This is a genomic window from Lewinellaceae bacterium (genome assembly GCA_020636135.1).
GTDB lineage: Bacteria > Bacteroidota > Bacteroidia > Chitinophagales > Saprospiraceae > JAGQXC01.
This window is the reverse complement of record JACJYK010000001.1, coordinates 2,763,477-2,789,221: the sequence shown is the minus strand read 5'-3', so window position 1 is coordinate 2,789,221 and position 25,745 is coordinate 2,763,477. Positions and strand designations below refer to the sequence as shown.

The 25,745-nt window shown below is 46.6% G+C and carries 21 protein-coding genes and 1 pseudogene; 6 read left to right on the top strand and 16 right to left on the bottom strand.

What is annotated here, in order from left to right:
* Positions 1-51 precede the first annotated feature (51 nt).
* From H6570_10715 to H6570_10700, 4 genes are all read left to right on the top strand, one after another.
* A complete protein-coding gene (locus tag H6570_10715) occupies positions 52-3,054 on the top strand; it encodes a TonB-dependent receptor (protein MCB9319745.1) in 3,003 nt (1,000 codons plus the stop codon).
* Positions 3,055-3,099: 45 nt separating this feature from the next.
* Complete coding sequence (locus tag H6570_10710) at positions 3,100-4,506, top strand: RagB/SusD family nutrient uptake outer membrane protein (GenBank protein ID MCB9319744.1); 1,407 nt, start codon at positions 3,100-3,102, stop codon at positions 4,504-4,506.
* 188 nt (positions 4,507-4,694) lie between these two features.
* Positions 4,695-5,585: a helix-turn-helix transcriptional regulator gene (locus H6570_10705; GenBank protein MCB9319743.1), complete on the top strand. Its 891-nt coding sequence runs from the start codon at positions 4,695-4,697 to the stop codon at positions 5,583-5,585.
* A gap of 118 nt (positions 5,586-5,703) precedes the next feature.
* Complete coding sequence (locus H6570_10700; protein ID MCB9319742.1) at positions 5,704-6,069, top strand: hypothetical protein; 366 nt, start codon at positions 5,704-5,706, stop codon at positions 6,067-6,069.
* A gap of 861 nt (positions 6,070-6,930) precedes the next feature.
* Here the strand turns inward: H6570_10700 and H6570_10695 are convergent.
* The 14 genes from H6570_10695 to H6570_10630 form a co-directional block, all read right to left on the bottom strand.
* Positions 6,931-7,449 carry a hypothetical protein gene (locus tag H6570_10695; protein ID MCB9319741.1) on the bottom strand — a complete coding sequence of 173 codons (519 nt, stop codon included), beginning with the start codon at positions 7,447-7,449 and terminating at the stop codon, positions 6,931-6,933.
* Positions 7,450-7,547: 98 nt separating this feature from the next.
* Complete coding sequence (locus H6570_10690) at positions 7,548-8,321, bottom strand: heme ABC transporter ATP-binding protein (protein MCB9319740.1); 774 nt, start codon at positions 8,319-8,321, stop codon at positions 7,548-7,550.
* Position 8,322: 1 nt separating this feature from the next.
* Complete coding sequence (locus tag H6570_10685; protein MCB9319739.1) at positions 8,323-9,357, bottom strand: iron ABC transporter permease; 1,035 nt, start codon at positions 9,355-9,357, stop codon at positions 8,323-8,325.
* Positions 9,341-10,216, bottom strand: coding sequence for an ABC transporter substrate-binding protein (locus H6570_10680; GenBank protein ID MCB9319738.1), 876 nt, complete (start codon positions 10,214-10,216; stop codon positions 9,341-9,343). Before H6570_10680 ends, H6570_10685 begins: the two co-directional genes overlap by 17 nt.
* A gap of 57 nt (positions 10,217-10,273) precedes the next feature.
* The gene (locus H6570_10675) at positions 10,274-12,679 is read right to left on the bottom strand and encodes a TonB-dependent receptor (GenBank protein MCB9319737.1); all 2,406 of its coding nucleotides are present in this window, start codon (positions 12,677-12,679) and stop codon (positions 10,274-10,276) included.
* A 79-nt stretch (positions 12,680-12,758) separates the two neighbouring features.
* Positions 12,759-13,289 carry a hypothetical protein gene (locus H6570_10670; protein ID MCB9319736.1) on the bottom strand — a complete coding sequence of 177 codons (531 nt, stop codon included), beginning with the start codon at positions 13,287-13,289 and terminating at the stop codon, positions 12,759-12,761.
* Between the two features lie 80 nt (positions 13,290-13,369).
* A complete protein-coding gene (locus H6570_10665) occupies positions 13,370-13,507 on the bottom strand; it encodes a hypothetical protein (protein ID MCB9319735.1) in 138 nt (45 codons plus the stop codon).
* A gap of 93 nt (positions 13,508-13,600) precedes the next feature.
* Positions 13,601-15,523: a beta galactosidase jelly roll domain-containing protein gene (locus H6570_10660; GenBank protein MCB9319734.1), complete on the bottom strand. Its 1,923-nt coding sequence runs from the start codon at positions 15,521-15,523 to the stop codon at positions 13,601-13,603.
* 28 nt (positions 15,524-15,551) lie between these two features.
* Complete coding sequence (locus H6570_10655) at positions 15,552-17,465, bottom strand: monovalent cation:proton antiporter family protein (GenBank protein MCB9319733.1); 1,914 nt, start codon at positions 17,463-17,465, stop codon at positions 15,552-15,554.
* A 193-nt stretch (positions 17,466-17,658) separates the two neighbouring features.
* The gene (locus H6570_10650; protein ID MCB9319732.1) at positions 17,659-18,234 is read right to left on the bottom strand and encodes a YdeI/OmpD-associated family protein; all 576 of its coding nucleotides are present in this window, start codon (positions 18,232-18,234) and stop codon (positions 17,659-17,661) included.
* Positions 18,235-18,261: 27 nt separating this feature from the next.
* Positions 18,262-18,822 (bottom strand): DUF4256 domain-containing protein, encoded by a 561-nt coding sequence (locus tag H6570_10645; protein ID MCB9319731.1) that lies wholly within the window; start codon positions 18,820-18,822, stop codon positions 18,262-18,264.
* Between the two features lie 64 nt (positions 18,823-18,886).
* On the bottom strand, positions 18,887-19,255 hold the full coding sequence (locus H6570_10640; GenBank protein MCB9319730.1) for a DoxX family protein: 369 nt from the start codon (positions 19,253-19,255) through the stop codon (positions 18,887-18,889).
* A 45-nt stretch (positions 19,256-19,300) separates the two neighbouring features.
* The gene (locus H6570_10635) at positions 19,301-19,771 is read right to left on the bottom strand and encodes an SRPBCC domain-containing protein (GenBank protein ID MCB9319729.1); all 471 of its coding nucleotides are present in this window, start codon (positions 19,769-19,771) and stop codon (positions 19,301-19,303) included.
* 6 nt (positions 19,772-19,777) lie between these two features.
* Complete coding sequence (locus tag H6570_10630; protein ID MCB9319728.1) at positions 19,778-20,101, bottom strand: winged helix-turn-helix transcriptional regulator; 324 nt, start codon at positions 20,099-20,101, stop codon at positions 19,778-19,780.
* A 380-nt stretch (positions 20,102-20,481) separates the two neighbouring features.
* On the opposite strand from H6570_10630, the gene H6570_10625 reads away from it, so the two are divergent.
* The gene (locus tag H6570_10625) at positions 20,482-21,813 is read left to right on the top strand and encodes a hypothetical protein (protein ID MCB9319727.1); all 1,332 of its coding nucleotides are present in this window, start codon (positions 20,482-20,484) and stop codon (positions 21,811-21,813) included.
* A gap of 32 nt (positions 21,814-21,845) precedes the next feature.
* Here H6570_10625 and H6570_10620 read toward each other — a convergent pair.
* Positions 21,846-23,162, bottom strand: a pseudogene (locus H6570_10620) (glycoside hydrolase family 140 protein).
* Positions 23,163-23,306: 144 nt separating this feature from the next.
* Positions 23,307-24,935 (bottom strand): DUF5597 domain-containing protein, encoded by a 1,629-nt coding sequence (locus H6570_10615; GenBank protein MCB9319726.1) that lies wholly within the window; start codon positions 24,933-24,935, stop codon positions 23,307-23,309.
* A gap of 222 nt (positions 24,936-25,157) precedes the next feature.
* Between H6570_10615 and H6570_10610 the strand changes: the two genes are divergently transcribed.
* A complete protein-coding gene (locus tag H6570_10610; protein ID MCB9319725.1) occupies positions 25,158-25,712 on the top strand; it encodes a hypothetical protein in 555 nt (184 codons plus the stop codon).
* Positions 25,713-25,745 lie beyond the last annotated feature (33 nt).

Genomic DNA, 25,745 nt, shown 5'->3' with positions numbered 1-25,745 from the left:
TTCTAAATCGAGTTTATGAAGTTATTTACTAATCTCAAATTAGTTTTTTCTATGCTTTGCCTCGTGACTGCGTCGGCTTACGGCCAGTTTACAGCTAAAGGCGTTGTCATAGATAATGCTGGTGATCCATTGATTGGAGCCAGTGTGGTCGTCCAAGGGACCACGATAGGGGTTACAACGGAGATTGATGGATCTTTCTCCCTGGCAGTCCCCGATAATGCGGTCATACTTGAAGTTTCATTCATTGGTTATGAAACGCAGAGAGTGGCAGTTAATTCTGCATCCGGCATGTTGACAATTACCCTGGAGGACGCGACGACCCAGCTGAATGAGGTGGTTGTTGTAGGGTATGGTACTTCGAGGAAGGAAGAGCTGACCGGTGCCGTTTCGAAATTGCAATCCGACAAGCTTGAGCAAGTACCGCTCGCTTCTGTCGAACAGACATTACAAGGTAATGTGGCTGGTTTGCAGGCTGTAATGGGAAATGGACAACCGGGTGCGAATGTTCAGGTTCGGATTCGCGGTATCGGCTCCATCAGTGCATCCAGTGAACCACTTTATGTCATCGACGGGATACCGGTCACTGCAGGTGATATCACCCGTACCAATACGACAGCAAATACCATGGCGGCGCTGAACCCCAATGACATTGAGTCGGTCACCGTCCTGAAAGATGCGGCAGCAACTTCTATCTACGGATCGAGGGGAGCTAATGGTGTGATTTTGATCACCACCAAAAGCGGCCGGACAGGCAAGCCTAAAATCGATCTGCGGACCCAATTTGGTTTCAACAATTGGGCAGTTTCTGAAAAGAAAAGACTGAAAGGGCTTACTTCAGAGCAGTATACCCAGATGTTCTTGGAAGGATGGTTAAATCGAGGTGAGACCATTGACAAGGCGGTTAGCCGGTTTGAGGGTTATTATCCGGGAGCCGTCGATTTTGGCGCGAACGGTGAAATTCAAAAGATCAATGTCGAAACCAATTGGATCGACGAAATCACGCGGACCGGTCAGACGCAGAGTTATGACTTAAGCGCCAGCGGTGGTAATGATTTTGTGAATTATTACATTTCAGGCTCCTACTTTAGCCAGGGAGCGCCGGTTATCTATTCCGGACTTGACCGCTTATCATCAAGGGTAAATATTACGGTAACGCCTACATCCAAGTTGAAATTTACCAATAACCTTTTTGCATCCAGCATGGATCAGTTTGGTATGAGTGACGGTAGCTTCTGGGCAAACCCGTTGTATACCGGATATTTTCTGGCACCGGTTATTCCTTTGTACGATGATCAGGGTCGTTTTTATGGCGAACACAAATCTTTCTTCATGGGAGGTAACAATCCGGTGGGTAGCTTGTCCGGTGATGATGCGCGTATGTTCAACCAGTTAAGGATTATCGATAATTTATCCGGAGAGTACGAAATTCTCAAGGATTTGAAATTCCGGACCTCATGGGCAATCGATTTGATTGACGTTCAGGAGTTCTTCTATCGGAATCCCCGTTACGGAGATGGCAGGAACGTAGGCGGTTATGCCACGGAAACCAACATTGGAGAAGATAACTGGATAGGTACGCAAACATTGAATTATACCAAATCACTGAATAATACGCACAACTTTACCGTATTGGCTGGTTATGAGGCTCAAAAGAACAAACGTAAAGGCCTTGAGCTTTCCGGAGAAGGTTATCCTAATCCCACGCTTCGCACCCTGGCTAACGCAGCTACGCCAACCCAGGCATCCAGCGATATTGCCGAATACTCTTTTGAGTCCATCTTTGGACGCGTTGACTACAACTATAATCTGAAGTATTATTTATCAGGAACGATTCGGCGGGACGGGTCTTCAAGATTCGGAATCAATAACCGGTATGGTACCTTCTGGTCGATCGGAGCGTCGTGGCGCTTGGACCAGGAAGCATTTATCGATAATCTATCTTTCGTCGATGCTTTAAAATTGCGTGCTTCCTATGGTACCAATGGAAATGCCGGAATTGGCAATTACCAGCACATTCCATTGTTTGGATTTGGCCAGGATTACGATGGAACTCCTGGTGGAGCGCCATCCAATATCGGTAACATCGATTTGACCTGGGAATCCACGTCAAGCTTTAACGTCGGTCTTGATTTCGAATTAATGCGCTTCCTGAATGGTACGATTGAATATTTTGATCGCGAATCCAGTAACTTGTTGTTGAACAGGCCTATTTCCAGGACCACAGGATTTTCCTCATTGACGCAGAACTTTGGGGCAATGCGTAATAACGGGATCGAAATAACCCTGAATGCAGATGTCTTGAGGAAAAATGATCTGACCATCAGTTTGGGTGCAAACATCACCTTCCTTAAAAACCGCATCACCAAGTTGGACGAAGATATCGTCGACGATACCAAATTGCGGAAAGAAGGTTATGATTTCCAAACTTTCTATTTGTATGAGTGGGCTGGCGTAAATAGCGCAGATGGTACACCGCAATGGTATGTTGACAGCACCAAGACAGAAATTACAGGGGACATTAACGCAGCAGAACGCTTTACCTCGGGACGCAGTGCAACCCCGGATTTCTTCGGTGGTCTGAATGCTGATATTAGCTGGAAAGGGCTATTCATGAATGCCCAGTTTTCCTACAGCTGGGGTAATTATCTGTATGACACCGAAGCTCGCTTTTTACAGGGTGATGGTTCTCTGACACCGCGTTCACAGACCAACCTCAATTTGACCCGTTGGGAAAAACCTGGCGATGTAACGGAGGTACCCTATTTCCGTTGGGGAGGTAACAACAACTCAAACGTTGCAAATATGACCAGGTGGTTGCACGATGGATCCTACCTGCGTCTGCGCAATTTTACGCTGGGCTATCGGATTCCTGGTGATATCCTGAATCGTGTGAAAGTACGTTCTGCCAGTGTTTATCTTCGTGGAACCAACTTGTGGACGTACACCCGTGAAAAGAATCTGTACATGGACCCTGAAGCATCCATTAACGGTATTGTTTCATCACCGGTACCAAATATGAAAACAATTTCTTTCGGACTTGACCTGGGATTTTAATTCCATAGAGTTTGTAAAGTTGTTTCACTCAAAATCAAAGAAAGAATGAAAAAGAATATAAATAAATATGCAAGAATCCTTTCCCTGTTGCTGATCTTCTTGGCGACTTCCTGTGGAAAAGATTTTCTGGATCTCAATCCATATCAGTCGGTAGCATTAGGAGATGCTATCAAAGAAATTGATGACTACAAAGCTGCTGTTTACGGGATTTATTCCGGACTTCAATCCTCCAATTACTACGGTCGATATTTTGTATTGGTACCGGATGTAATGTCGGATGACGTCAAACAGAATGCACAGGCAAACCGTGCCAGGGATTTTTCGGATTATCAGGCGACGGCTCTCGATGGAATCGCCTTGGGCATGTGGGGAATTATGTACGATGTTATCAATCGTGCCAATGTTGTGATCAATGCCGATGTTGAAGTAACCTCTGCCGTTCAGGACCAGAAAGATGAGTATGTCGGAGAGGCTTACGCGCTAAGGGCATTGGCACATTTTGACCTGGTACGTATGTTTGCTCAGCATTATGGATTTACTGCGGATAATTCACATCCGGGTGTGGCTGTGGTAACCGTATTTGATCAAAACTCCAAGCCAGTCCGGAATACGGTCGCAGAAGTATATCAACAAATCGTATCCGATCTGCAGACGGCAATTCCATTGCTCAAGGTTGAACCGCCAAGTGCAGGCAGGATTTCCAAGGAGGCTGCACAGGCCCTGCTGGCAAGAGTAGCATTATACATGGGTAATTTCCAAATGGCAGACCAAATGGCTTCGGCAGTCATTAGGAGCGGTAATTATTCCCTGGTATCTACCGATCAATATGTAGCTAGTTGGGGCCAGGGATTATCCAGTGAGTCCATTTTTGAAGTGATTTTCCGTCAGGATGATGATAATGGCTCGGATGCGTTGGGTAGAATGTATATTCCCGAAGGCTACGGGGACTATTTGCCCTCCGCCGACCTGCTTAGTGTTATCCCGGAAGGCGATGTCCGAGGAGAATTGTTTAAAATCGATGAAACCATTGGGGGTGTTTATGGAAACTTGCGGGTGAATAAATATCCAAATACGCAGTATCAGAACAATACACCGGTATTACGACTTTCGGAGATGTACCTGATCCGTGCGGAAGCCCGTGCAATGTTGGGCAATGAAACAGGCGCACAGGCTGATGTTACAGTGATACGCCAGCGAGGTCTTCCTTCGGCGGAGGCGGTCACGGCTACCGGCCAGACCCTCTTGGATGAAATCGAGAAAGAAAAACGGATTGAGTTGATGTTTGAAGGTCAGCGTCTGTGGGAATTGATGCGCCACAAACAAAGCCTGGTCCGTACCGATTGCACCAATCTGGTTTGCGATGTTGCCTATCCAAACAACCGGTTTGTTGCGCCGATTCCTCAGGCGGAATTGGATGCGAATGCCAATATGAATCAGAATCCGGGCTATTGATCGATCCGGATTAAGTATAACTTTTAATCATAGCTGATCGGCTTAAAGCCGGTAATCCGCAAGGGTTACCGGCTTTTTATTTTATATGCCGGACAACTTACCATTCAATTTGAGTGATTAATACGGTGAAAACTTGGCTATTTCATGTAGGTTTTAATAAATTAATCGGCAAACGTAACCCCATTGCTGTGATTAACGCTTACGATTATAAGGTTGAACATCCTAAAGTTTTCAAAACCTGGATGGTAAAGGATATGCTGTTTGCCCATTATATCTGTCCCCAGAAGGATAAACAAGTTAAATTGTGGTCACACTATAACACCATCGCGTACACCCTCAGAGGGAAGAAAACGTATCACCATGGTGGTAAATCTTTCACGACAACAGAGGGCAGCTGCATTTTTGCACAGCCAATGGCATATACCGAAGAAATGTATGAGTTTGCCGGATGGGAAACCATTTCATTCAGTTTCAAGGACGATTTTCTGAGAAGTGTGTTGAATGATTACTGCGAATATTTATCCCAAAATGTATTGGATAGCCCTACGGGTAATAGGATGCTAAGCCTGTTAAATGCGAATGAAACCTCGATTGCATTTTTTAGAACCATGATCCGGTACTTTGAGGATTATCACAAATTGCCTGAGAAACTTCTGGAAATGAAATTCCGGGAATTACTTTATAATTTATTGGCTGATCCGGTTAATAAAGAATTCCTTTCGTATGCCTATAGTGTTTCTGATCAGTATCATGTGCCCATCTGGCAAGTTATGGAATCCAATTACATGTATAATTTAACGATCCCGGAGTTTGCAAAACTAGCGGATCGCAGCTTGTCGACCTTCAAAAGGGAATTTAAAGCGTATTACAACATGGTTCCTTCAAAATGGCTCACAACCAGAAGATTGGAGTTGGCTAAAAATAGATTGACTGCAAGCCAGAAAACCATCAGGGAAATTGCATTCGATTGTGGCTTTGAAAATGCTTCTCATTTTAGCCGCGTATTTAAACAGGTGTATGGAGTATCCCCGGCAAGTTATCAGCGAAATCCTTTCCAGGCGATTCAATACAATAATTGATTGTAAGATTTAATGGATTATTCAGTAAAGCAATTGAACCAATGAGCAAAGTCGGTATCGTAGTACAGTAATAATTTTGAATGGTTAATTCATTCGGAATCATTAAAATCTCGTACTTATGAAACAGCTTATTATCCTGGTCGCATTGTTTTTTGCATACCACTCAGATGTTTTTGGACAGGTCGGTGAATCATCCAGGGATACCGTGCAGGTTCTTGTCGATAATGCACAATTAAAGGTGACTGAATATGTCAGTACACCAGGAAAAAATGTTTGTGGGGCAGGATTTCATCATCATTATCCGCATCTTGTCATCGTACTTACGGATGCATCGGTGTCTCTGACCGTTGAAGGAGGACAGACACAAAACATTGCAGTAAAAGCAGGCACGACGCTCTGGAGCGAAGCGGAAACGCATATGGTGATAAACAACAGCGAAAAGCCTGTAAAAATGCTGCTTGTGGATGTTAAAGGCGATAAATAACCTCATTGAAAGTCAGCCGGGGTGGGGTGGTAAAAAACGAAGGCATTTTATTACCTGCCCGGCTTGCTTATTTATTGCCTTATAACGCGTTGAGTGGTTAAATCGTGATTGCGCAATCTATAGACTATCAGTGAATTATGTAGAATCTTGCCTATTAAAGCAGCCCTCCAATCCTGTAGCCAGCGCTAATTTATCACTAAACTACTTAGGCTTTCAAGGCCTAGGCCAAAGAATATTTCGAAGTTCTACTAATTGTCATCCATTTGGGTTTACAATTTTGAGCCAAACTTTTAAAAGCTACGGCTTTTTGTATTTCTTTTATTCGAAGTGGTTGTTTTTAGATACAACCGTCTCTTAAGAGGGTTCACGCAACTGTTCGAACAATTCAAAAACAGCATTTTTGCTGCCGTCGAAAGACGGTGAGGTGCGCGCATGCCGCAAAAATGGTCTGACTGAACGTTTTTCGCCAAATGGCGGAATGAATGTCTGGGAGACATTCAAGTGAAGGAACCGCAAAGCGAATGGGATGCCGAACTTAATATCCTGAACCCCATACAGTTGCACCGAACGCCAAGGTGAGCCTGCCCGACTGAATGTCGTTCGGGCGGGTTTTGCGTGAATCGAGGTTTTTGGTTCGTTCCCCGCCCGCCACAGCTTGTCGGGGCGCGGTTTGCCGGAACAAAAATGAACGAATACGGTAAGCAGCGACCCTTGCAATCAGAATTACATTTCGGAACAATAGAAGTTACATAAAAATTCTTTCCTAACTCGTTAAAGAGTAATTACAATAGTACCTAAGAACCAAATATGATTTGGAAAGCTAACCACTCAAGGCATTACCTTATAAATGAAAATTAATAATTAATCGTTTGGACTAAAATCCTGATTGGCAAATGGATTGAATTGTGGAATGGTTACCACATTAAATCCAAAATTCACCTCATGATGGCAGGCATTGCACGTGTTGGTCAAAAGATTAAAATCCCGTTGAAAAAGTTGGGGATCTTTTTGTTGAATGGCGAAATTAATACTGTCCAATGGAGCATGGATGATAGGAATTGATCTGGATTCTACCCGGTCGGTTTCATAGGTCTGAATGTCATCAAAGATCTCCATGAGCTCATGGACTTCAAAATCAGCAAGGTCCCAGTTCGCATTTTTACCTGCAAACCATAATTTGGTGTGATGGTTTTGTATTGAGCTCATAAATTCCCCAAAACCGGGTTTATACGTGTGCGCCAATTGTGTTTCAAGGCTGTCTATCCGGGCTTGTAATTTTACGGATGAGTCAGCGGCTTCAGAACAACCGGACGAGGAGGTCAGTATAGCGAATGCCAAAAGACAATAGATGCATTTATGGTAAGGTTTCAACCGGGTCATGACATTAGTTTATTCCTTTGAGAAAGACAACCAATAAATAATTATGTCACAAGCTTTCCTTTGATGGATGCATATCTGAACTTCAGCAGAGGAAAACTTCAAAACAATACACGCACAATACCACCTTCATCCTGCGTCCTGACATGCATGTGAAAGGCATGTTTGATGTTTTCGGAGGTCAGAACTTTTACCGGGGTCCCCGTTGACAAAAGTTTGCCCTGATGCAATAATGTCAGCTCATCCGCATATTTAGCTGCCAGGTTCAGATCATGGATGACCCCGATGACGACGAGATTCTGCTCGGTACACAATTGCCTCACTTTTTCCATGAAGTCGTATTGGTAATAGATGTCCAGTGAATTTAGCGGTTCGTCAAGCAGCAGATAACGCACATTTATGGACTTGGGATCCCATAATTGAGCGGTTACCCGGGCAAAGTGAACCCGCTGTTTTTCTCCACCACTTAAAGTCATGTAATCCCTGTCGCTCATATCCTGAACATCAAATCGCTCCATGGCCAGCCGGCATGCCTCCAGATCCCGGGAGGTCGGACGCACTGAAAAATGCGGATAACGGCCTAACAGCACCACCTCATCTACGCGCATGGGGAATGCCAGATCCACATTTTGTGACAACACTGCCCGGATCCTGGCCAGTTGTGATACCGAAAGCCGGGCAAGATCGGTGTCGCCATACCGGACATGACCATGATGGAGTGGAAGCTGGCCTGCAATAAGTTTGATCAGTGTCGACTTGCCGGCGCCGTTCGGGCCAATGATCAGATGGATTTTTCTGGCTTCAAAACGGCCAGAAATTGCCTGCACCAAATATTTATTTCCGGCCCTGAACTGGACATTGTCTACCGTGATCATATCAGAACAAGTATTTATTCCTGCGTAACAGGAAGATGAAAACAGGTACACCCACCACCGAGGTGACGATTCCGATTGGTAATTCTGCCGGGGCGACGGTCATTCGTGCAATAAAGTCGGCGGACAAAAGGATCAATGCCCCCATTAATACACTGGCCTGGATCAAATACCGGTTGTCCGAGCCACCCAGCATGCGCAATAAATGAGGCACAATCAGGCCTACAAAGCTGATCACTCCGACGAAAGCTGTAGCAACCGCAACCATGATCACATTGATGGTTAATACGTGAAGTTTCAACCGGCGGATATTGACTCCCAGGAACATGGCCTCACTTTCTCCGATCATCAGGGCATTGAGCTGTTTGGCATAACGCATCGCCGCAAATACGGTTAAACTGGTTGAGATGCCTACAATGATGACCGAATGCCAGTTCGCGCCACTTAGGGTCCCAAGTCCCCAGAAAGTTATGGACCGGGCTTGTGGATCACGGGCGATGTAGGACATGAATCCTACACCGCTGATGCAAAGTGCATTGATGGCAATTCCGGTGAGGAGGATGGTTACAATGGCGCTTTTACCGGTATCTCGCGATTGAGAAAGTGCCAGGACCAGCCAGGTTGCCAATACACCACCCAGGCAAGCGGCAATGGGTAATGTCCACTCACCTGCATTGATCTGGAATTTCGCTCCTAGTGTAAAATACAAGGCCGCTCCAAGTGCCGCTCCGCTGGAAGTCCCAACCAATCCCGGTTCTACGATCGGATTGCGGAATAAAGCCTGAAGCAAGGTTCCTCCCACGGCCAGACTGGCTCCGACGAGGATGCATAACAGGACCCGGGGAAACCGGATATCCATGAAGATCCGCTCATTAAGGGTCATGTCCGGGTCTTGGCGTAAGGTCTTGCCAATGGAGTCAATGATATCATGTACTTCCAGTCGCACTGCACCATACCGTGCCGAAACAAGTGCCATCAGGGCTACCAGAATAATTAAAGTGATGTAAATCAGTCTTTTGTGACTACTTTGTTTGGTCATCCTGGATGATTTTTTGCAACGATTGTACAATTTGTCCAGTACGGGGACCCAGGTAGACCATATCGTGTTCTTCTGTGCGATAAATGCGGTTATTTCTTGCGGCCTTTGTCCCTGCTACACCCGGTAATTCCAATATCTTCTCCTTGGAGCCAAGCCTGTCGTAACCAAAGTCCGTCAACAGGATGATATCCGGATCCGAAGCAGCTACCACCTCAGCAGAAAGTTGAACCATGCCGCGTTCCCCGGTAATAGCCATATCACCTCCCGCCCAGTCGATGAGCCTGGCCGCGGTGCTGTTGGAGGTGATCACCAGATAAATATTGGATGCCTGGCCATAGTGAATGACCAGGATTTTCGGCCGGGGCAAATCTGTACGTACCGATGCAAGCGCTGCTTCCATGTCTTTGTCGAGTTGATCGCATAACTCCCGGGCACGTTGTTCCTTGTTGTAATATCGGCCCATTTCCATGATCAGCTCCCTGGTGGAAGGGATGTCCGTAGCGGATGTCTCAAAGGCTTTCATGGGTATCTTCAGATCTTCCAGCTGCCGGACAACGTGCTCGGGACCGATGTTGTTGTCGTGAATGATCAGGGTCGGCCTTGCTGCCAATACCGCTTCAGCACTCAGCGCCCGGTGATAACCGATGTTCGGCAGCTCCTTGAGCTCAGGAGGATACGTGCTGGAGACATCTACAGCTACCACATTTTGCTCGGCACCCAGTGCCCAGATGATCTCATTGTATTGCTTGGCTATGACGACAATACGCGTTTCTTCATCCTGTTTTTTATCCTCATTTCCAAAGCGCCCGCAAGCGCTGGATAAAACCAGCAGAGAGCATAGTATAATTATGTTTTTCATGAATTTGATATTAATGGTTAGCCCGGGTAGTTCCGGAACTACCCGGGCTAAGATGGATTAAAAATGATAATTCAGGCTTATTCCCCCAAAGAAATTAATATCCTGCGAAGCTGGGATGTATGCGTCCGGTAATTGATTGACAAATACCATGTAAAAGTACTGTGCACCGGTGATGTTCTGTGCGCCAGCGTAGACATCCAGATCCAGTTGCCTGATTGCTTTCCGTAACCCAATTTTGGCATTCAGGAGGCTGTAAGCATTTGCTTTGTTTTCACCATCCGAGGTGTAAGGCATTTCATTCTGGTAGTGCAAATTGATATTGCCATAAAGCCCGGGATTGGTGACCGCATCTATTCCTGCATTAAATACGATTGGAGCTACTCCGGCCACTGCATTACCCGAATAATCGGAGACCACGGTTATATCCTTGCCGTTAGCATCTTTACCAATTGTTTCAAAGGCATAATCCACATAAGTAAAATCCGATATGGTGGCATTGACAAATGGCCTCAGTAAACGCATAAATCCATCCCCGGAAGAGATCAGGTCATAGCGTAGAAGCAGTTCGAGCCCTTTATTATCCAATTTGCCGCCATTGACAATATAGGAATACAGCGTTGCTGTGTTATCCGGGTTTTGCACGGTCTGGGTGGTGAATTTATCCTTGAAATTGGTCTGGAACAATGCGACCGAATAGTACATCCTGCGGTCTGCCAGATTGCCGGTAACCCCGATTTCCAGTTGCGTACCCTGCTCCGGTTTGAGTCCGGTGTTTAACTGCCCGGTGGTTGAGATCAGGACATTTGAACTGACCGGAGCTTTGTAGCCCACCGAGTAAGATGCGTATACCGATGCTGCCTCGCCAAATCCTTTTTGAATGGTCACATTTGGTGAGACCAGGGCGGTGTATTTGGTGGCATAGGTTGGTAATTTTTTATTGGAAGGATGGTTGTTCGACAAGCCCCACAGGCGGTCTTCCAAACGGATTGACATGTTGCTGATGCCGATGCCGGCATTTATTTTAAGATCAGCAGGTAAATGCAGTGTCCACTGGGTAAAGTACGAGGAGGTGCTGTTCGTTGTCGCCTGATCGGACCGCAAGGTGGTGATGATGTTGTAACCGCCTAAATTGGTGCTATCTGCCCCCATGCCGTATCCGATGGTTTGGGCATTCATTTTTTGCAATTCCAGTCCGGTGATTCCCGTCAATCGAAGGCTTTCATTAATGGCAAAATCCGTATTGAATACTGAACGCAGTCCGTAATTCAGGGGATACTTGTCCGTCCATCCGCCAGCAGAACTATTGTCCAGACTTTGACCTGATCCGAAAAATGAGGTCGTATTGGCGATATGCCGGTTAAAGGTATAGGTATGTCCGATGCCGGCACGATAGGTCCTCGCGGCCGAATGGGAATTGTTAGCAATGTATCTGCTGTTTCCCGAATAGTCGAAGGATTCGTACTGGTCAATGGTTAGCTCACCATTGCGCTCATCATAACTGTCACTGTAACCAAAATAGGTGGTCAGGGTTTGCCTGGTATTGAGATCAAAATCGCCCATGACATTGACAAAGTCCTTATGAGAAGCCGTATGAACCATGAAACCATCATAATTCTGATGGCCGTAGTTGACGAGAAAAGAAGAGTTCGTTCCGCCAATGGCCAGACGGGTCGTTGTACGCAACAAGCCGTAGCTTCCAGCCAGCACATCCTGGCCCAGTGTGAATGAATTTTTAGGAGCCCGCTGAGTTTGCATATTGACCACACCCGCGATAGCCAGCCCGTAAAGGGTGCCGGCAGGCCCTTTCAAAACTTCAACATTATTCAGAGACGCAAAATCAATATCATCCATGGCAGTTACTCCTTCAGCGTCCGTAATGGGAATGCCATTGAGGTAAACCTTTAGCCCCTGCATATCAAAATTATTATTGGCTCCACGGAATCCAATGCCATTGCCATACCCCCGGATACTGATTTGCTGGCCGGCAGAATGGGTTCTCCGTTCCATGGTTACCCCGGGAATATTGGAGTTGATGGCATCGTCAAGGAAGAGACCGGTACCTCTGTTCAGGTCGGTTTTGTCCAGCGTTGCCAGAGGCCTGTATTGGTCTGCCAGGGTATTCTTTGGTAAAGCGGAAGCCGTCACTTCCACTCCATTGATGTTGTGCATTCCCGGCGTTAAACCAATGGTGATCTGTTCTCCGGCACCACAGGCAAATGTCTTCCGGAGGGATTCATAACCAATGTAAGAGATGGTAACCGTGATGGAAGACCCGTGGCAGCTCAGGCTGAATTCTCCATGGTGATCCGAGGTTGTCCCTTTGCCATCATCCGTGATAATATCTGCACCCTGGAGTGCCAACTGGGTATTTTGATCTACGATCTTACCTGATAATGAATTTGTTTGGGCATGGATCGAAAGAGATGCCATAATGCCCAATGCATATATGAAAAAGTTCTTCATGATGAAAAAAGTTTGTGTTAGACAAAACAACTCTAGCCCGCCTCTGTATGGGAGGCAGACTCTTAATACCATTATTGTCTTACACCGACTGTGGTGGGGGAGTCAATGGTTTTGAACTCCAGCAGGTAAACAGTGAGTCCATCATGAGCAGAGTGGATTGATAGATTGGTTGGTTTGTAGTGTAGTAGGGCAATTCAGTGCAATAAAGCGAATTGAAGAACTGAACAAGTCGCTTTTGGCTTTTCTGCTGATAGGGGTTGCTGGAATTTGCCAGCTCCAATAATTTGTCCAGCCTTCTGGATAAATGCGTCTCCTTGTGATCCCACCAACACCAATATGCGATGCTGTCTCCCAAATCAATGGTCTCGATCACATCATACTTCTGGTCCTGATAGGTGAATTCTTTATCGTATTCCCAGTCCAGAGCCAGCCTGGCTTCCACTTTACCCAGCTTGAGACAGACGAGAGAATCTTTGGGCATGCCGGCAAGGATCTTTGTCTTGACTTCTTTACGGATGACCCACTTTTGCAGGTAATAAAAGGTATAAGACGTAGCCAGTGGCGCGGCTAGGCTGATCAATAGAAATATGCCTGATACCTTCAACCTCAACGGATGGAACCTGAATTTAATGGACCGAAATATAAGCAATGTTCCAACTTATTTTCGCATGGCAATTTGGATGGAGCCAATCAGCACCGGTACCGGTCATTTAACCCGGCTCCGGAGAGGGTCTGTTTCAGGCACTTATCAATTCGTGCTACCCTGGTCTTGGCTTGTTTTGGTTCCGAAAAATACCTGTCGATGTAATCATCTACAAGCGAATTCATGTGATATGGGTTTAAAACAGGTTCATTCCTGGAAATATCGGTATTTGATCGGATAAAATTCCGGTTAAACAAGGGCCGGTCCGGTTTACCCTTTTATTCCTGAACGTCCATTTCGAAAGGGCAGGCAGGCAGCCCTTCTTTGTTGCAGAGGTTGGCAGCGGCAGGATTGTCCGCCCAGGCGTAGCGCACTTTGATCGGGTTTTTAACGTCCTGGCTCCAGACGGTAATCCGGGTGCCTTTTATTTTGGCGGTTGCCCAAACCCAATGATTGTCCGGCCCGGTAAGCGCAAAATAACTTAGCGGGAGGCCATTTTCCGCAATCATTCCGGTGCCGGTACCTGTGAAGTCAATACGCACTTTTTTCCCCTTCCGGACAGCCTGGATCGGCATTGGTCCGGCTGCAACCATTTTTTCTCCATAAGCAACCTGAAATGCCTGTAAAGCAGCCCGGTGTCCTACATCTTTTTTATTCAGAGGATGGATATCATTCCATTCTCCCAGGTCGATCGTGACGGCCAATCCGGTCTTGGGTAATTGTGCCGTCTTGCGCTGTGCTTCACGCAGTTCGGCCCAGTTGCTTTCGACAGGTTGTTCGCTTTCTTCCAGGAAATTTGCCAGTTGGATTATGATGAATGGCAGACTGTCCTGACCGAATCGTTTGCGCCAGTCCCGGATCATAGAAGTCAGAAGAGCCTGGTAATTGCCTGGATCGCCCGTATTTGATTCGCCCTGAAACCAGATGGCTCCTTTGATGGAATAGGGGAGTAGCGGTGCGATCATCGCATTGAATAACCCCATAGGCTTCCAACGAACAAAAACAGTGGGGGCAATCGGTGCAATTTGAGTGCCTACGTGATACTTCCAGTTACCCATTAGGTTAAAAGTGTCATGGGGAAAATAAATGGCATAAGGCTTATCCGGCACAAAACCTCCCTTACCGGATTGACTGATAACACGTATGCTGATAACATTGTCATTTTGCTTCAACAGCCCGGATGGAATATCGTATTTACGGGGTGGATACTGGTATCCGGTGGTACCGACGAAACGGCCATTTAAATAGACAGAGTCGGCGTCAACGATCCGTCCGAGGAAAAGTCTTCCGGCTTGACCGGCAAGATTTCCGGCTAGGTTGAAATGTTTTCGAAACCACACAGCGCCGGTATGAATAGCCGGGTCCACATCTGTCCAATACCCAGGAACTTGCATTTCAGGCCAGGAAGCATCCATGAGGTCCGGATCCTGCCAATGTTCCTTAAGGCCGTTATCGGACTGATTCAAATCCCTGAACCAGGTGTTGCTGTTGTTCCGGTTCATCTTTTCTGTCCTTTCGATCAACTGATCGTCGCGGTATTTCAGCCCTTCTTCGTAGTCTTCGGGAAAGGACCTGATGGCGTCTTCACTCATCCAGGATTGTACGGGTGAGCCACCTAATGCCGCATTGATCAGGCCAATGGGGACATGGTATTTTTGATAGAGATTATCAGCAAAAAAGTAAGCAACGGCTGAAAAAGAAGCAATGGACTGACGATTTAGCGGAACCCAGGATCCTTCACGATAATCCTTTCGCTCTGCTTTGAAATCGTATTCATCGGGTACGGTAAACTGCCTGATGTATGAATTGTCTGCGGTCGCTATGACCTCGGGATATTTATCTTTCACCCGGTCCATCATCAGCTCCATATTGGACTGTCCGCTGCACAACCATACTTCGCCGAAGTAAACATCATGCAGGATGATCTGATTGCTGGCTGTAAAGGTAATCTGATGGGGTCCGCCGGCGGTATGGGCTGGTAAGGATAATAACCAGTTGCCCTGATCATCCGCTTGGACGTCCCAGGTTTCCTGGTCCATCCTGATGCTAACTTTCTCTTTTGGTGTAGCCCAACCCCACACATTTACCGGCACATCGCGTTGAAGGATCATGCCATTGCTGATCAGCCGGGGCAAACGGACCTGAGCAGCTGCCAGCGTTGTTAAAATCAAGGCACCAAAAACGAATGCATAAGTTCTCATATCTCAAATCTCAAATCACAAATCCATCTCAAATCTTCCATCTCAAATCTTCCATCCCCATCTTCTCCCGTGTATCCATCAGCGCGGTCTGGGTTCCAAACACATGCATGATATCACCAGTCCGGAAGTAGGTTTCACCATGGGGAATATAAAACGTTTTATCGCGCTTGACCATCATCAGAATGGCATCTTTATGAAATGGTATTTCTTTGAGCTGACGCCCGTCAATTTCCTGATTGGTGATCAGCACTTCCTCCACACTGAAGTTATCAAAAGATTCGACCAATGCATGATAGGTGGTGGGTCGCAGGATCAGATTTTCAAATGTTGTTGCAACCACGCCAACCACATCGATGGTTTTTACACCCAGCGTTTTTAATTTATGCTCGATGGCTGAGGTGCTGGAACGTGTGATGATGTTGTCGTGCATGAGCTCATTGCGCAACATCTTGGATATTTTATAATTCTTCTCCGGGGATCCGGTTTCAACAATCACAAAATCAGATGGCCGAAGCTTTAGATCCTGATAGGTAGTGATTTTTTCACCATCTGCCTGCAAGCATTGTAGCCCTTTGTTTTTGATATCGGCGGCTCGCACGGAATCAATTTCCAGAATGATGGATTTCTTGCCATTCATCGATAACCTTCTTGCCAATACAACTGCAGTGCTGCTACCGCCTACAATGATCGTTTTGTCACCGAACAGTAAATTAACCGGGGACAACCAGTTGAAAATAAATGGAGATGAGAAACAGGTGATGATGGCCATGATGATAAAACTGGCGTTGATACCGGGCGTGATCACTCCCATCTCCAATCCGATGGACGAGGCCGCTATGATCAGGCTTAGGCGGGAAGACATTAAAAAGCCTCCGGCAATGGCTTGTTTAGTCCCGAATACAGGCTTCCACAGGATGGAAGGGATGATTTTGACCAGGAACAAGGTGATCAGCAGCAAAGCCAGGAACCCAAAGAGCGACTGATCAAATTCCTTCAATGCGCTGGGATCGAATTCGACACCTACCATGATGAAGAAGATGGGAATGAAGAATCCATAGCCCATACCATCCAATTTGAGCAGCATGACGGACCGTTCCCGGTGAAGCATGGATGAGAGGATCAGCCCAATCAGGAATGCTCCAAGGAGCACGGCCTCTTCATCGATAAACTGTGCGACCACCACAAAAAGCATGATCAGCAAAATGCTGCCCCGGATGCGAATCTGGGATGCCGCGTGCGACAATTGAAAAGCGAGCTTTTTCATGACTGGAATATTCTTCAGCCGGTTGCCGATCAGGTAGGCAATAACGAATATGACAAATAATCCCAGGATGTATAAAAGCTCTAATTGAAACCCATTTTTAATGATAAATGCGGTGAAGGTGAACAGGATGATGCTGAAAATATCGGCAATGGCTGCAGCGATGATGATCATTTGCCCGTAGTGATTTTTAATCTCATCCCGCTCCTTGAGTACGGGTACTACAATACCAACAGATGTGGTCACCATGATCAGCGCAAAATACCAGATGTGAGGAATGTTGATGTATTGGGCAAGCAATACCGTCCCCAGATAAGCCAGCACAATAGAAAGCAGGAAATACGTGAGGCCAACCAAAAGCGGGTTTTGGATAAATTGTTTATACGAAAAACGCTTCCTGGGTAGCGAGGCCAGGATTTGGTCTACATCGATCTCCAGGCCACCGAGAAACATTAAAAAAATAAACCCCGTAAGCGCAAAATACTCCAGGATCCGCATACTCTCATGGTCGATGTCCTGTAGCAGAATTCTACCAATAAAGTACCCGAAAATAATCTCGAAGATGACCGAGGGTATCTTTTTTAATTTGAATAATGTGAGCAGGATAGGGGTGCCCCAGGCAATTGCCGCTACAACCAGCAGTGGAAAGTAATCAAAATGAAAAGAAATGTTTAATAGCATCAATTACTGGCTTGGTTGCATAAGATAGTGATTATTGGAAGAATGAGAGGCCAGTCCGGCCAGACAAAGAAATTGTGGCCAGGGAGACCCAAAAATAGGTGACTCCATTTTCAGGCGTGGCAATCAATAATAGCTCCCGGATGCAAGAGGAACTGGGTAAAAGAGTGTCTGAAAAATCCTGGTTAATTCGTACTTAGTCGTCTATTCCTTTTCCGGCCAATATTTGCGGGATCCATTTTTCGACCCTTGCTATCCTTGTTTTGGCTTGTTTCGCCTGAGAGAAATAATAGAGATAGCCTCGCTGCCTGCCCGGCGTCAGCGCATCAAATGCCTTTTTTAACTCCGGCATGTTATCCAGTTTGTCCTGGAATTCTTCAGGCATATTATATTCTGAGGTCTTTTTTAATTCCACTTTCAGACCCGCCCTTTCCACTTCGATTGCCTGATAAATATAGGTTTGCAGTACCGGTGCTAACTTTTTGATCTGATCCAGACCGGTGAAGCGGATTTGACGTGCGGACTGGACATTTTCGGTTTGCTGGATCAGCAGGTTATGGGTGTCTTCCAGCAACGCTCCTTTAAAAAAGAGTAAGGCACAGTATTCCTTAAATCCATGGATCACCACAATGTTGGCCCCCTGGTACGTATAACAGGGATGCATCCATTTGAAGTCTTCAGTTAAGTCGCATGCAAGGACAATTTCCCGTAATGCTTCGAATTCATCGCGCCATTGCTTGGCTTTCAACAGGAACGCATCGACTTTATTCATACAAATATTTTTGTTTAACAGTCTTGATCAGACGATAAGCTTACCTCGGAATCCACGTGCCGCATAATACGATTCTGCACCATTATGGTACAAAAAAACGGTATCAAAACGTCGATCGCAAAACAGGGCACCCCCTAATTTCCTGATTTTTTCAGAAGTTTTGACCCAGCTGGACGTTTTCAGATCAAAAGCTCCCAATTGTTGAAGCGCACGGTATTCTTCCTCTGTAAGTATTTGAATACCCATGGCGTCGGCCATCTCCATGGCACTGTCTTTGGGTTTGTGTTCTTTTCTCGAGTCCCAGGCAGCGCGATCATAACACAGGCTTCGGCGTCCTTTGGGACTTTCGTCTGCACAATCGTTGAAGAGGAAGGATCCGGATGCAGGATCCACGCCCACCACATCAGGTTCTCCTCCGGTCTCTTCCATTTGAAACAACGACCATAATTTACCTGGGTTGGCTTCCAGTACCTTTTGAACGGTTAGCCATTCCAGGCCTTCATGGCGCTGCATGTTTTTCTTAAATCGTGCCTGCAATATTTTTATTAATGCGGTTTTTTGCTCGCTGGTTAATTCTGGATGGCTCATGGTTTCAATTTTATTTATCAGATATAAAGTGTGAATTTTATGTAAGATTAAAACCTGGTTGAAATTAACGGATCGGGTTTAAGCGCATTCTGCCGTAGGCGATAAAAATACAAATGGCGGCCACCACCAGCCAATAATACATGGGATTATAATCCGTTGCGCCGGAAGCCAGCAAAACAATCGAGAAAAATATCATTTCGGCAGTAACAAACAGGGCAGCCAGGGGGACATAACGGCCAAAACGCTTGTTGATGACTGGCAGGACCAGTCCGATGGCTGCAATAATTTCGACGATACTCAGGGCTTGCCAGATACCATGCGGAATGCCCGCCAGCGGGCCCACGGTTTGTTCAGAATTGGAGAACTTCCAGATGGCGCCTACGAGGGTATGCAAGGCGAGTAATGCTTGTAAAATCCATAATGCAATGTTCATAAGTTTTGATTTTCAGGTGATTTTTAAAGATTGCTTGATGACGAATTATTGAGCATTTAATGAGCGGACAATTTTTTCCAGCCGATTATGTGCCATGTTAATTCCCTGGGCAAATGGCATTTTCAGAAGCTGATCGCGGAATGCAACCGATTTAAAAACCATCTGCATCTTTAATACGCTGGTTTGCTCGGTTAAGGCTTCAAATTCCAGGTATTCGAGTTGCACCGGAAAGGGAGTATTTTCCATTTCAAAGGTCCTGGTAATTTTCTTGCCGGATTCTATTTCATGAATGACGCCGCTGAAAAGGTGTTTGTTTCCCATGGGATCGGTGGTCTCAAACAGGTAGCCTCCCTGACGTTTGTTTTCCAGTTTCAGCACCTTGGTGCCCATCCATTGCTCTACGATCTCCGGTTCGATGTAAGCTTTGAAAAGTAAATCAACGGGCAGGTCGAATTCTCTGGTGATCAGGATTTCCTGTCTGCCGTCTTCGGCATGTACCTGGGTTTTGCGTTCCATAAGTGTTTATTGTTTGGATTGATGATTTTTCATAATGGATTCCAGTTTGTTGAACCGGTCATCCCAGAATAACCGGAAGGGTTCGATAAAGTCGGCGACTTCTTTCATTCTTCGAGGATTAAGCTGGTAATAGATCTCTCGTCCCTGCTGCTCCTGGTTCAGGAGTTCGCATTCCGTGAGTATCTGGAGGTGCTTGGATACGGTAGGCCGTGCAGTATCAAAATTGGCTGCGATGGCCCCGGCGGTCAGCGATTGTGTAGCTACCAACAACAGGATGGCCCGTCTCGTCGGATCGGCGATGGCCTGAAAAACATCTCGTCTCATTTGCATAATGTAGCCATTTGACTACAAATATATATGTAGTTATGTGACTACACAATAGGTGGTGTGTTTTTTTGTTTATGAACCGCTTTATTACCATTCATCGGGCCGAAGCCTCGTTCAGCAGGGGGGTAGGGAATATGTTTTGGAAGTAACGGATTTCCTTGTTTCAACCGGCCGTTGAGTCATGACGATCCCATTTACAGGGAGGATAGCGGATGTTTCACGTGATAAGAAAGCCCGAATAAAGACCATTCCGATCACATTTTCATAACATACACGTTAAGCTTTAACTAAACCCTCTTACATAGCTAACTTCCTAAGCCTCAATAGCCTTAATATCATTAGTAGGGATGTTTTCCTGCCAACTTGACTAAATAACTGAAGATATGAAAAGGCTAATCGTTACCGCCATATTATCCGCTATGGTGCTTGCAGTAACCCATGCACAATATGCCTACGATGATCGCACCGGTTACGACGGTGATTTTTTCAGCCTGGAAGGTACGATTGAAGTATTTAAGGCATCACGATCTCTCAGCGACTTCGAACGCAGGATCAACTCCCAGGATGCGTATGTCAATAATCTTGATCTGGATGGAGATGGAAGGATCGACTACATCCGGGTTGAACACCGCCGACAAGGGGATTACCACCTGATCATCCTGCAGGATCCGGTCAGCCGGTATGATGTACAGGATGTTGCAGTAATAGAAATCGAACGTACCGGCTCACGAAGCGCCCTTTTGCAAATCATCGGTGATGAAGACTTGTACGGGCCTGAAATGATTGTCGAGCCATTCGAAGGCAGCCGTTCAGCTGGCAACGGCGAGTACATCTCCGATAATTACGTAAATGTTTATTACTGGCCGGTCGTACAACAGATCTTCGGTCGCGATTACGTCGTCTACGCTTCACCCTACCGGTGGCACTATTATCCGACCTGGTGGGTTAGCTGGCGTCCGTTTACCTGGAATATTTACATCAACAGGGTCAGGCCATATCACCGGTATTGTCATGTCGTGAACTATTACCGGGCGCCGCGAGTGCATCATTTTTACACCCCGTATCGCCGGTACAGCAATGATGTCCATGTCCGGAATCAAAGGGTGCGCGAATACCAGGGGCGAAATCATCCCAATTACAATCAGCCAACAGGAAGAGACAATCCCGCCCGGCTTCGTTCAGATACCAGGGAGGCAGATCCGCGCAGGGAAGTTAACCGTAATCAGGAACGGCCTCGTCAGGAAGCTCCCAACCGGAGCCAATTGGACCGGCCAGGGACGGAAGTCCAGCCCCGGCAAAGGACTTCAGCCCCTAACAGGAGTGCCAGTCCTTCTGAGCGCACCAATCAACCGAATTACCGCTCTCAACCATCCGAGAGGACTACTCCCAAAGTGAACCAACCACGGAATTCCGGCACTGAAGTGAACCGCAACACAAATCGAACTACAGCTCCGCGCTCGTCAGAATACCGGAACAATCCACCGGTAAGAAAGGAGACCGGAAGAACCGGATCCAACGTACAATCACCTAGAAAATCCAGCACTCAGCCCGCACAGAAGACCATGAAACCGATCAATAAGCCATCGTCTTCCAATGTTCGCAAGTCGACCGGGACTAAACCCGGTAGCAGCACGCGCTCAGGAAGCAGCAACAGGGCGAAGTCAGGCAATAAGACTACGCCAGCCCGCAAGTCGAATAATAAACAGGATAACTGACCTGAAAATAAGGGGTGTTGGTTTAGGAATTTTCATTCAACAGATTCCAGGATCAACACCCAATCGTTTCCATCGCCCTGTGGTCCGGTGGGTTTAAATATCCGGGAGCCTGAATTTTCATATTTCCCTATGGAGGTGATCTCACCGGTGCGGGGATTTAACCATTTTGCCACAACCTGACCTCCGGAAACCTTTCCAAGGTAAACCTCAATTGAGCTCCCATCATAACTATAAATCTATGCATAATCCTCGCCCCGGGTTGCGGCCTGGTAACCGTGCTTTAATCGTTCCGGTTCAACCAATATAGACTGATCCGGAATGCGGTCAAAGAACGATTTGGAAAGAATAAGTTTTTTCAGATACTGCATTTGTGCAGCTCCTGGGGCGTTCAGTGCCTCGTTCCAGTATTCACGGACACTGAAGGCAGGATTGGCATCTTCCGGTTTATGCATCTGCATGATCGCATTGTGCCCATAAGTGAACCCGCACCCACCTGCGAAAACGGACCAGTATGCATAACGTCTTACATCATCGGCCGTCCAATACGGCTGATTCCCGTCATGAAGTCCATGGGGTATGGCTTCATAGGAAGGTTCTCCGTCAAGGGTAGGCTTTATGGGTAGTTTGGAGTAATCGTCCCGGATGTACTTCCAGTTATCCTCACCGTAGGCCGGTTCACTTTTGTCCTGATCATAGTCTTGATGTCCTGATTGAAATTCATTGATATCCAGCCATTCCGCATGCTGAAACCACCAGGACGAACTGGTCCTGCCGAAGGGATGAAATGCAATTAAATGCTGGTTGTCATACTTGCGGATCACACGTCCGATGGTATCCCAGATGATGGTATATTGATCTCCCCGGACATCACCACCATTGAGCCAGATGATGTTGGACCTTGACCGGTACCTTTTTACCAGCCAGGTGGTATATTCTGCTGCCTGAGAAGTCGAAACGACACCCTTTTTTACTATATCACCCCAGATAGGAACCAAAGCCATGTAAATTCCCCGCCTTTCGGCCTGAGTGATGATGAAATCCATATGATCCCAATAATCATAAGCTAACTGGTTACCGGGGTTGCTGCCTCTGGTGATATTGGGTTTTGTTATGTCCTTATCGATTAATGCCGGACGCCCGTCATAATTGGTGACATCAAGTTCATGAAGTACCATGACCTGCAGTACATTAAATCCTTTCTGAGCACGGTCATCCAGGTATTGAATGGCTTCTTCACGGTTGAGTTTTGAAAAAAGCAACCAGCCTGTATCACCCAACCAGAAAAATGGTTTTCCCTTACTGGTCTGCAGGTAGTGTGGATTGTTACTCGAAACCTCAAGACGTGGCAATCGTTGTGCGAAGGAAGGAACCAGGTATAATAGCATCATTATCCAAATCCACTGCCTGGCAGAGTACTGCTTTTTGCAGATAGGGTTATTCGTTTTCCAGATCGTGGTCATCTTGATTATCAGCGTATGAAAATTGGAACACGGCTACTTAAAATGATAAAGTGTAACGCGCTGGACACCTGTTTCGCGGGCAGGTAATCGAATATGCCTCCCCTGATGGGTTTGGTCTCCGTTCAGGTGTCGGGTGATGTGCCATTGCTCATCATCAAAGCGGCCTTCGTCGACCTTTAACAATCCAACCCGTAGAGAAGGATCATCGATTGCTTTGAAAGTAATAACGACGCCGGAACCCGCGAAATAAAATGAATTGGAATCGGTTTGAATAATGGCTACACTCGTCACAGGCCAGTCATCGGTTGTCGCGCCGGGTGTCCAGGGCAGGGTATAGTCATGGCGGCAGGTCAATTCATAATGCCCCATGCGTAGGATCATTTCCTGATGTTCTTTGTCCAGGAGAACGCCCTCCACATTTCCTTCTGCAATACCTTTGGTCAATAGCGGACTGATGTTTTGGATCATAGCATACATCTTACCTAACGGCTCATCCGATGGATTTTCTTTGGATTCAATGGAAAAAGGTGAGAAGCCCAGTCCATGATAATGAGCGACGCTGTACAATGCTTTCGCTGATACCGATTCATCAAAACGGTGTTCCGGGACAAAGAGTGTATTCTGCTGCCGGACATACCGGTCGCACCAGAGTTGAAACTCAGGGAAGTAAAAGTCCGGTGCCAGTAAGTCCAGGCTTGATCCAGCTGCCTGCCAGATGTCCATCAGATGAGGCAGCGGACCGGCGCTCGGGTATTGTCCCGGTTGCCAGCCTGGCCGGTTGAGCGCAGCATTTACGTACATGGGTAGGGGATAGACGGCCTTACCGGCACGTGCGAGTTCGTTGGCAAAGCTGGCGTAGTGCCAGGCCATGAAAACTTCATCGGTAGCAGCGCTTTTGCCGTATACTTCTTCCCAGGTGCCGTGATCTTTAAATCCGTTGGTTTCCCAGAATGCGCGAAATTCAGGGACCAATCCATCCTTGTTTTTTTGCAGGTACTTTAAAAGTTCACCTGGCACCGGAGCATGGAAAGCCTGGTCTGCGAGTGACTGGTGATCCCGGGCAGAAGGCAACATGCCGATCTCATTCTCCACCTGGACCATGATTACTGTATGATCCTGTTCATCCACCCTCTTGATAAATGCCATGAGTTCCTCAAATGCATTCCGGTCGGATGCCAGAACTTCTGGACTAAAACAACTCAATATTTCCTGACTTACCCCCTTATCATCCTGCGATCGTGGAAAGCGAACCTGATCCAGTTTTACCCAGGCGGGAGCATGACTGGACATTGAATTTTTCCAGGCACCAAACCAAAGAAAGACGATCCTGAGATCCCGATGCCGGGCTTCCATGATCAGGCTCTCATACAAGCTGAAGTCAAATTGATCCTCCTGAGGTTCTACCAATTCCCAATAGACAGGTATCAGGACGGTATTCAGGTTGAGCGATTGCAGTTTGGGCCAGACCGGTTCCATGTTTTCCATGGTTGAAGCCGTGGAGTTGCCCAGTTCTCCGCCACAAATAAGAAATGGTTTGCCATCTACAAACAATTGAGTGGCATGCTGGGATCTCGTAAGATGGGGTATAGGGTATTGTCCTATGACGGTAACTGCTGAAAAGAAGAGGAAGATCCAGGTTAATACCCAAATATATCGTTGCATCTGGATGCTTTTGATGAGCCTGCAATCTGGCAGAACAGCGCCAGTATGGTGTCAACCCAAGATACAAATACGAAGTCAATCCTGAATGTAAGGCTAATAACAAAGCCAATAAAGCCCTGCCGGGTGTCCACTTTATGTCCACCCGGATTATTCATCTCCCCGTGATGCATTGATTATTTTGGCTTTCATTGCATAACAAAAAATAAAATCATGTTGAACCTCATGAAATTCAAATGCTTACTATTATCGGTATGGATAATTTTGTTTTCAGGCACTGTCGTGCATAATTTATTTGCTCAGTCGCTATCCTTGTCCCTTGGTGCCGCAGCAGGGTATACTCCATTACTCAATTACGGATCAACAGAGAAATCCGGGGCTGAGCTGGCACTATTGGCAGATCTCGAATATGGCAGGATTATCGGCAGATTACAGTTCACTTATGTTTTGGCCGGAACGGTGAATAGCAGTAGCCTCAGGAGTGGGTATGCTTTCCACGGTTCGCTGGGATACAATGCCCGTGTATCGGATCAAATCTTCGTGCCTATCATGCTGACGGGAGGTATTGGCATTATCAGTTACACCGCTTACGGAAGCTCAGGTACTCAATTTGATGCTGGTCCCCAATTAGGCCTGACGATAGCCCCGTATTATAAATTTACGGATCAGCTCAGTGCTTTTTTATCACTGCGTTACATCAAGGGATTCATTGCGGATCGCCGCAGTGATCCGATCGATATGGCGGATGTATTGATTGGTATCCGGTATACCTTGAATTAAGCAGACTTAACCCTTAGGAGTAGGCAGTTCCAT

Excerpts from the sequence above, each read along its gene's own strand:
- H6570_10715 (MCB9319745.1), top strand. The coding sequence starts at position 52 with ATGCTTTGCCTCGTGACTGCGTCGGCTTACGGCCAGTTTACAGCTAAA.
- H6570_10710 (MCB9319744.1), top strand. The coding sequence starts at position 3,100 with ATGAAAAAGAATATAAATAAATATGCAAGAATCCTTTCCCTGTTGCTG.
- H6570_10700 (MCB9319742.1), top strand. The coding sequence starts at position 5,704 with ATGAAACAGCTTATTATCCTGGTCGCATTGTTTTTTGCATACCACTCA.
- H6570_10695 (MCB9319741.1), bottom strand. The coding sequence starts at position 7,449 with ATGACCCGGTTGAAACCTTACCATAAATGCATCTATTGTCTTTTGGCA.
- H6570_10690 (MCB9319740.1), bottom strand. The coding sequence starts at position 8,321 with ATGATCACGGTAGACAATGTCCAGTTCAGGGCCGGAAATAAATATTTG.
- H6570_10685 (MCB9319739.1), bottom strand. The coding sequence starts at position 9,357 with ATGACCAAACAAAGTAGTCACAAAAGACTGATTTACATCACTTTAATT.
- H6570_10680 (MCB9319738.1), bottom strand. The coding sequence starts at position 10,216 with ATGAAAAACATAATTATACTATGCTCTCTGCTGGTTTTATCCAGCGCT.
- H6570_10675 (MCB9319737.1), bottom strand. The coding sequence starts at position 12,679 with ATGAAGAACTTTTTCATATATGCATTGGGCATTATGGCATCTCTTTCG.
- H6570_10665 (MCB9319735.1), bottom strand. The coding sequence starts at position 13,507 with ATGAATTCGCTTGTAGATGATTACATCGACAGGTATTTTTCGGAACCA.
- H6570_10660 (MCB9319734.1), bottom strand. The coding sequence starts at position 15,523 with ATGAGAACTTATGCATTCGTTTTTGGTGCCTTGATTTTAACAACGCTG.
- H6570_10655 (MCB9319733.1), bottom strand. The coding sequence starts at position 17,465 with ATGCTATTAAACATTTCTTTTCATTTTGATTACTTTCCACTGCTGGTT.
- H6570_10650 (MCB9319732.1), bottom strand. The coding sequence starts at position 18,234 with ATGAATAAAGTCGATGCGTTCCTGTTGAAAGCCAAGCAATGGCGCGAT.
- H6570_10645 (MCB9319731.1), bottom strand. The coding sequence starts at position 18,822 with ATGAGCCATCCAGAATTAACCAGCGAGCAAAAAACCGCATTAATAAAA.
- H6570_10640 (MCB9319730.1), bottom strand. The coding sequence starts at position 19,255 with ATGAACATTGCATTATGGATTTTACAAGCATTACTCGCCTTGCATACC.
- H6570_10635 (MCB9319729.1), bottom strand. The coding sequence starts at position 19,771 with ATGGAACGCAAAACCCAGGTACATGCCGAAGACGGCAGACAGGAAATC.
- H6570_10630 (MCB9319728.1), bottom strand. The coding sequence starts at position 20,101 with ATGCAAATGAGACGAGATGTTTTTCAGGCCATCGCCGATCCGACGAGA.
- H6570_10625 (MCB9319727.1), top strand. The coding sequence starts at position 20,482 with ATGAAAAGGCTAATCGTTACCGCCATATTATCCGCTATGGTGCTTGCA.
- H6570_10615 (MCB9319726.1), bottom strand. The coding sequence starts at position 24,935 with ATGCAACGATATATTTGGGTATTAACCTGGATCTTCCTCTTCTTTTCA.
- H6570_10610 (MCB9319725.1), top strand. The coding sequence starts at position 25,158 with ATGAAATTCAAATGCTTACTATTATCGGTATGGATAATTTTGTTTTCA.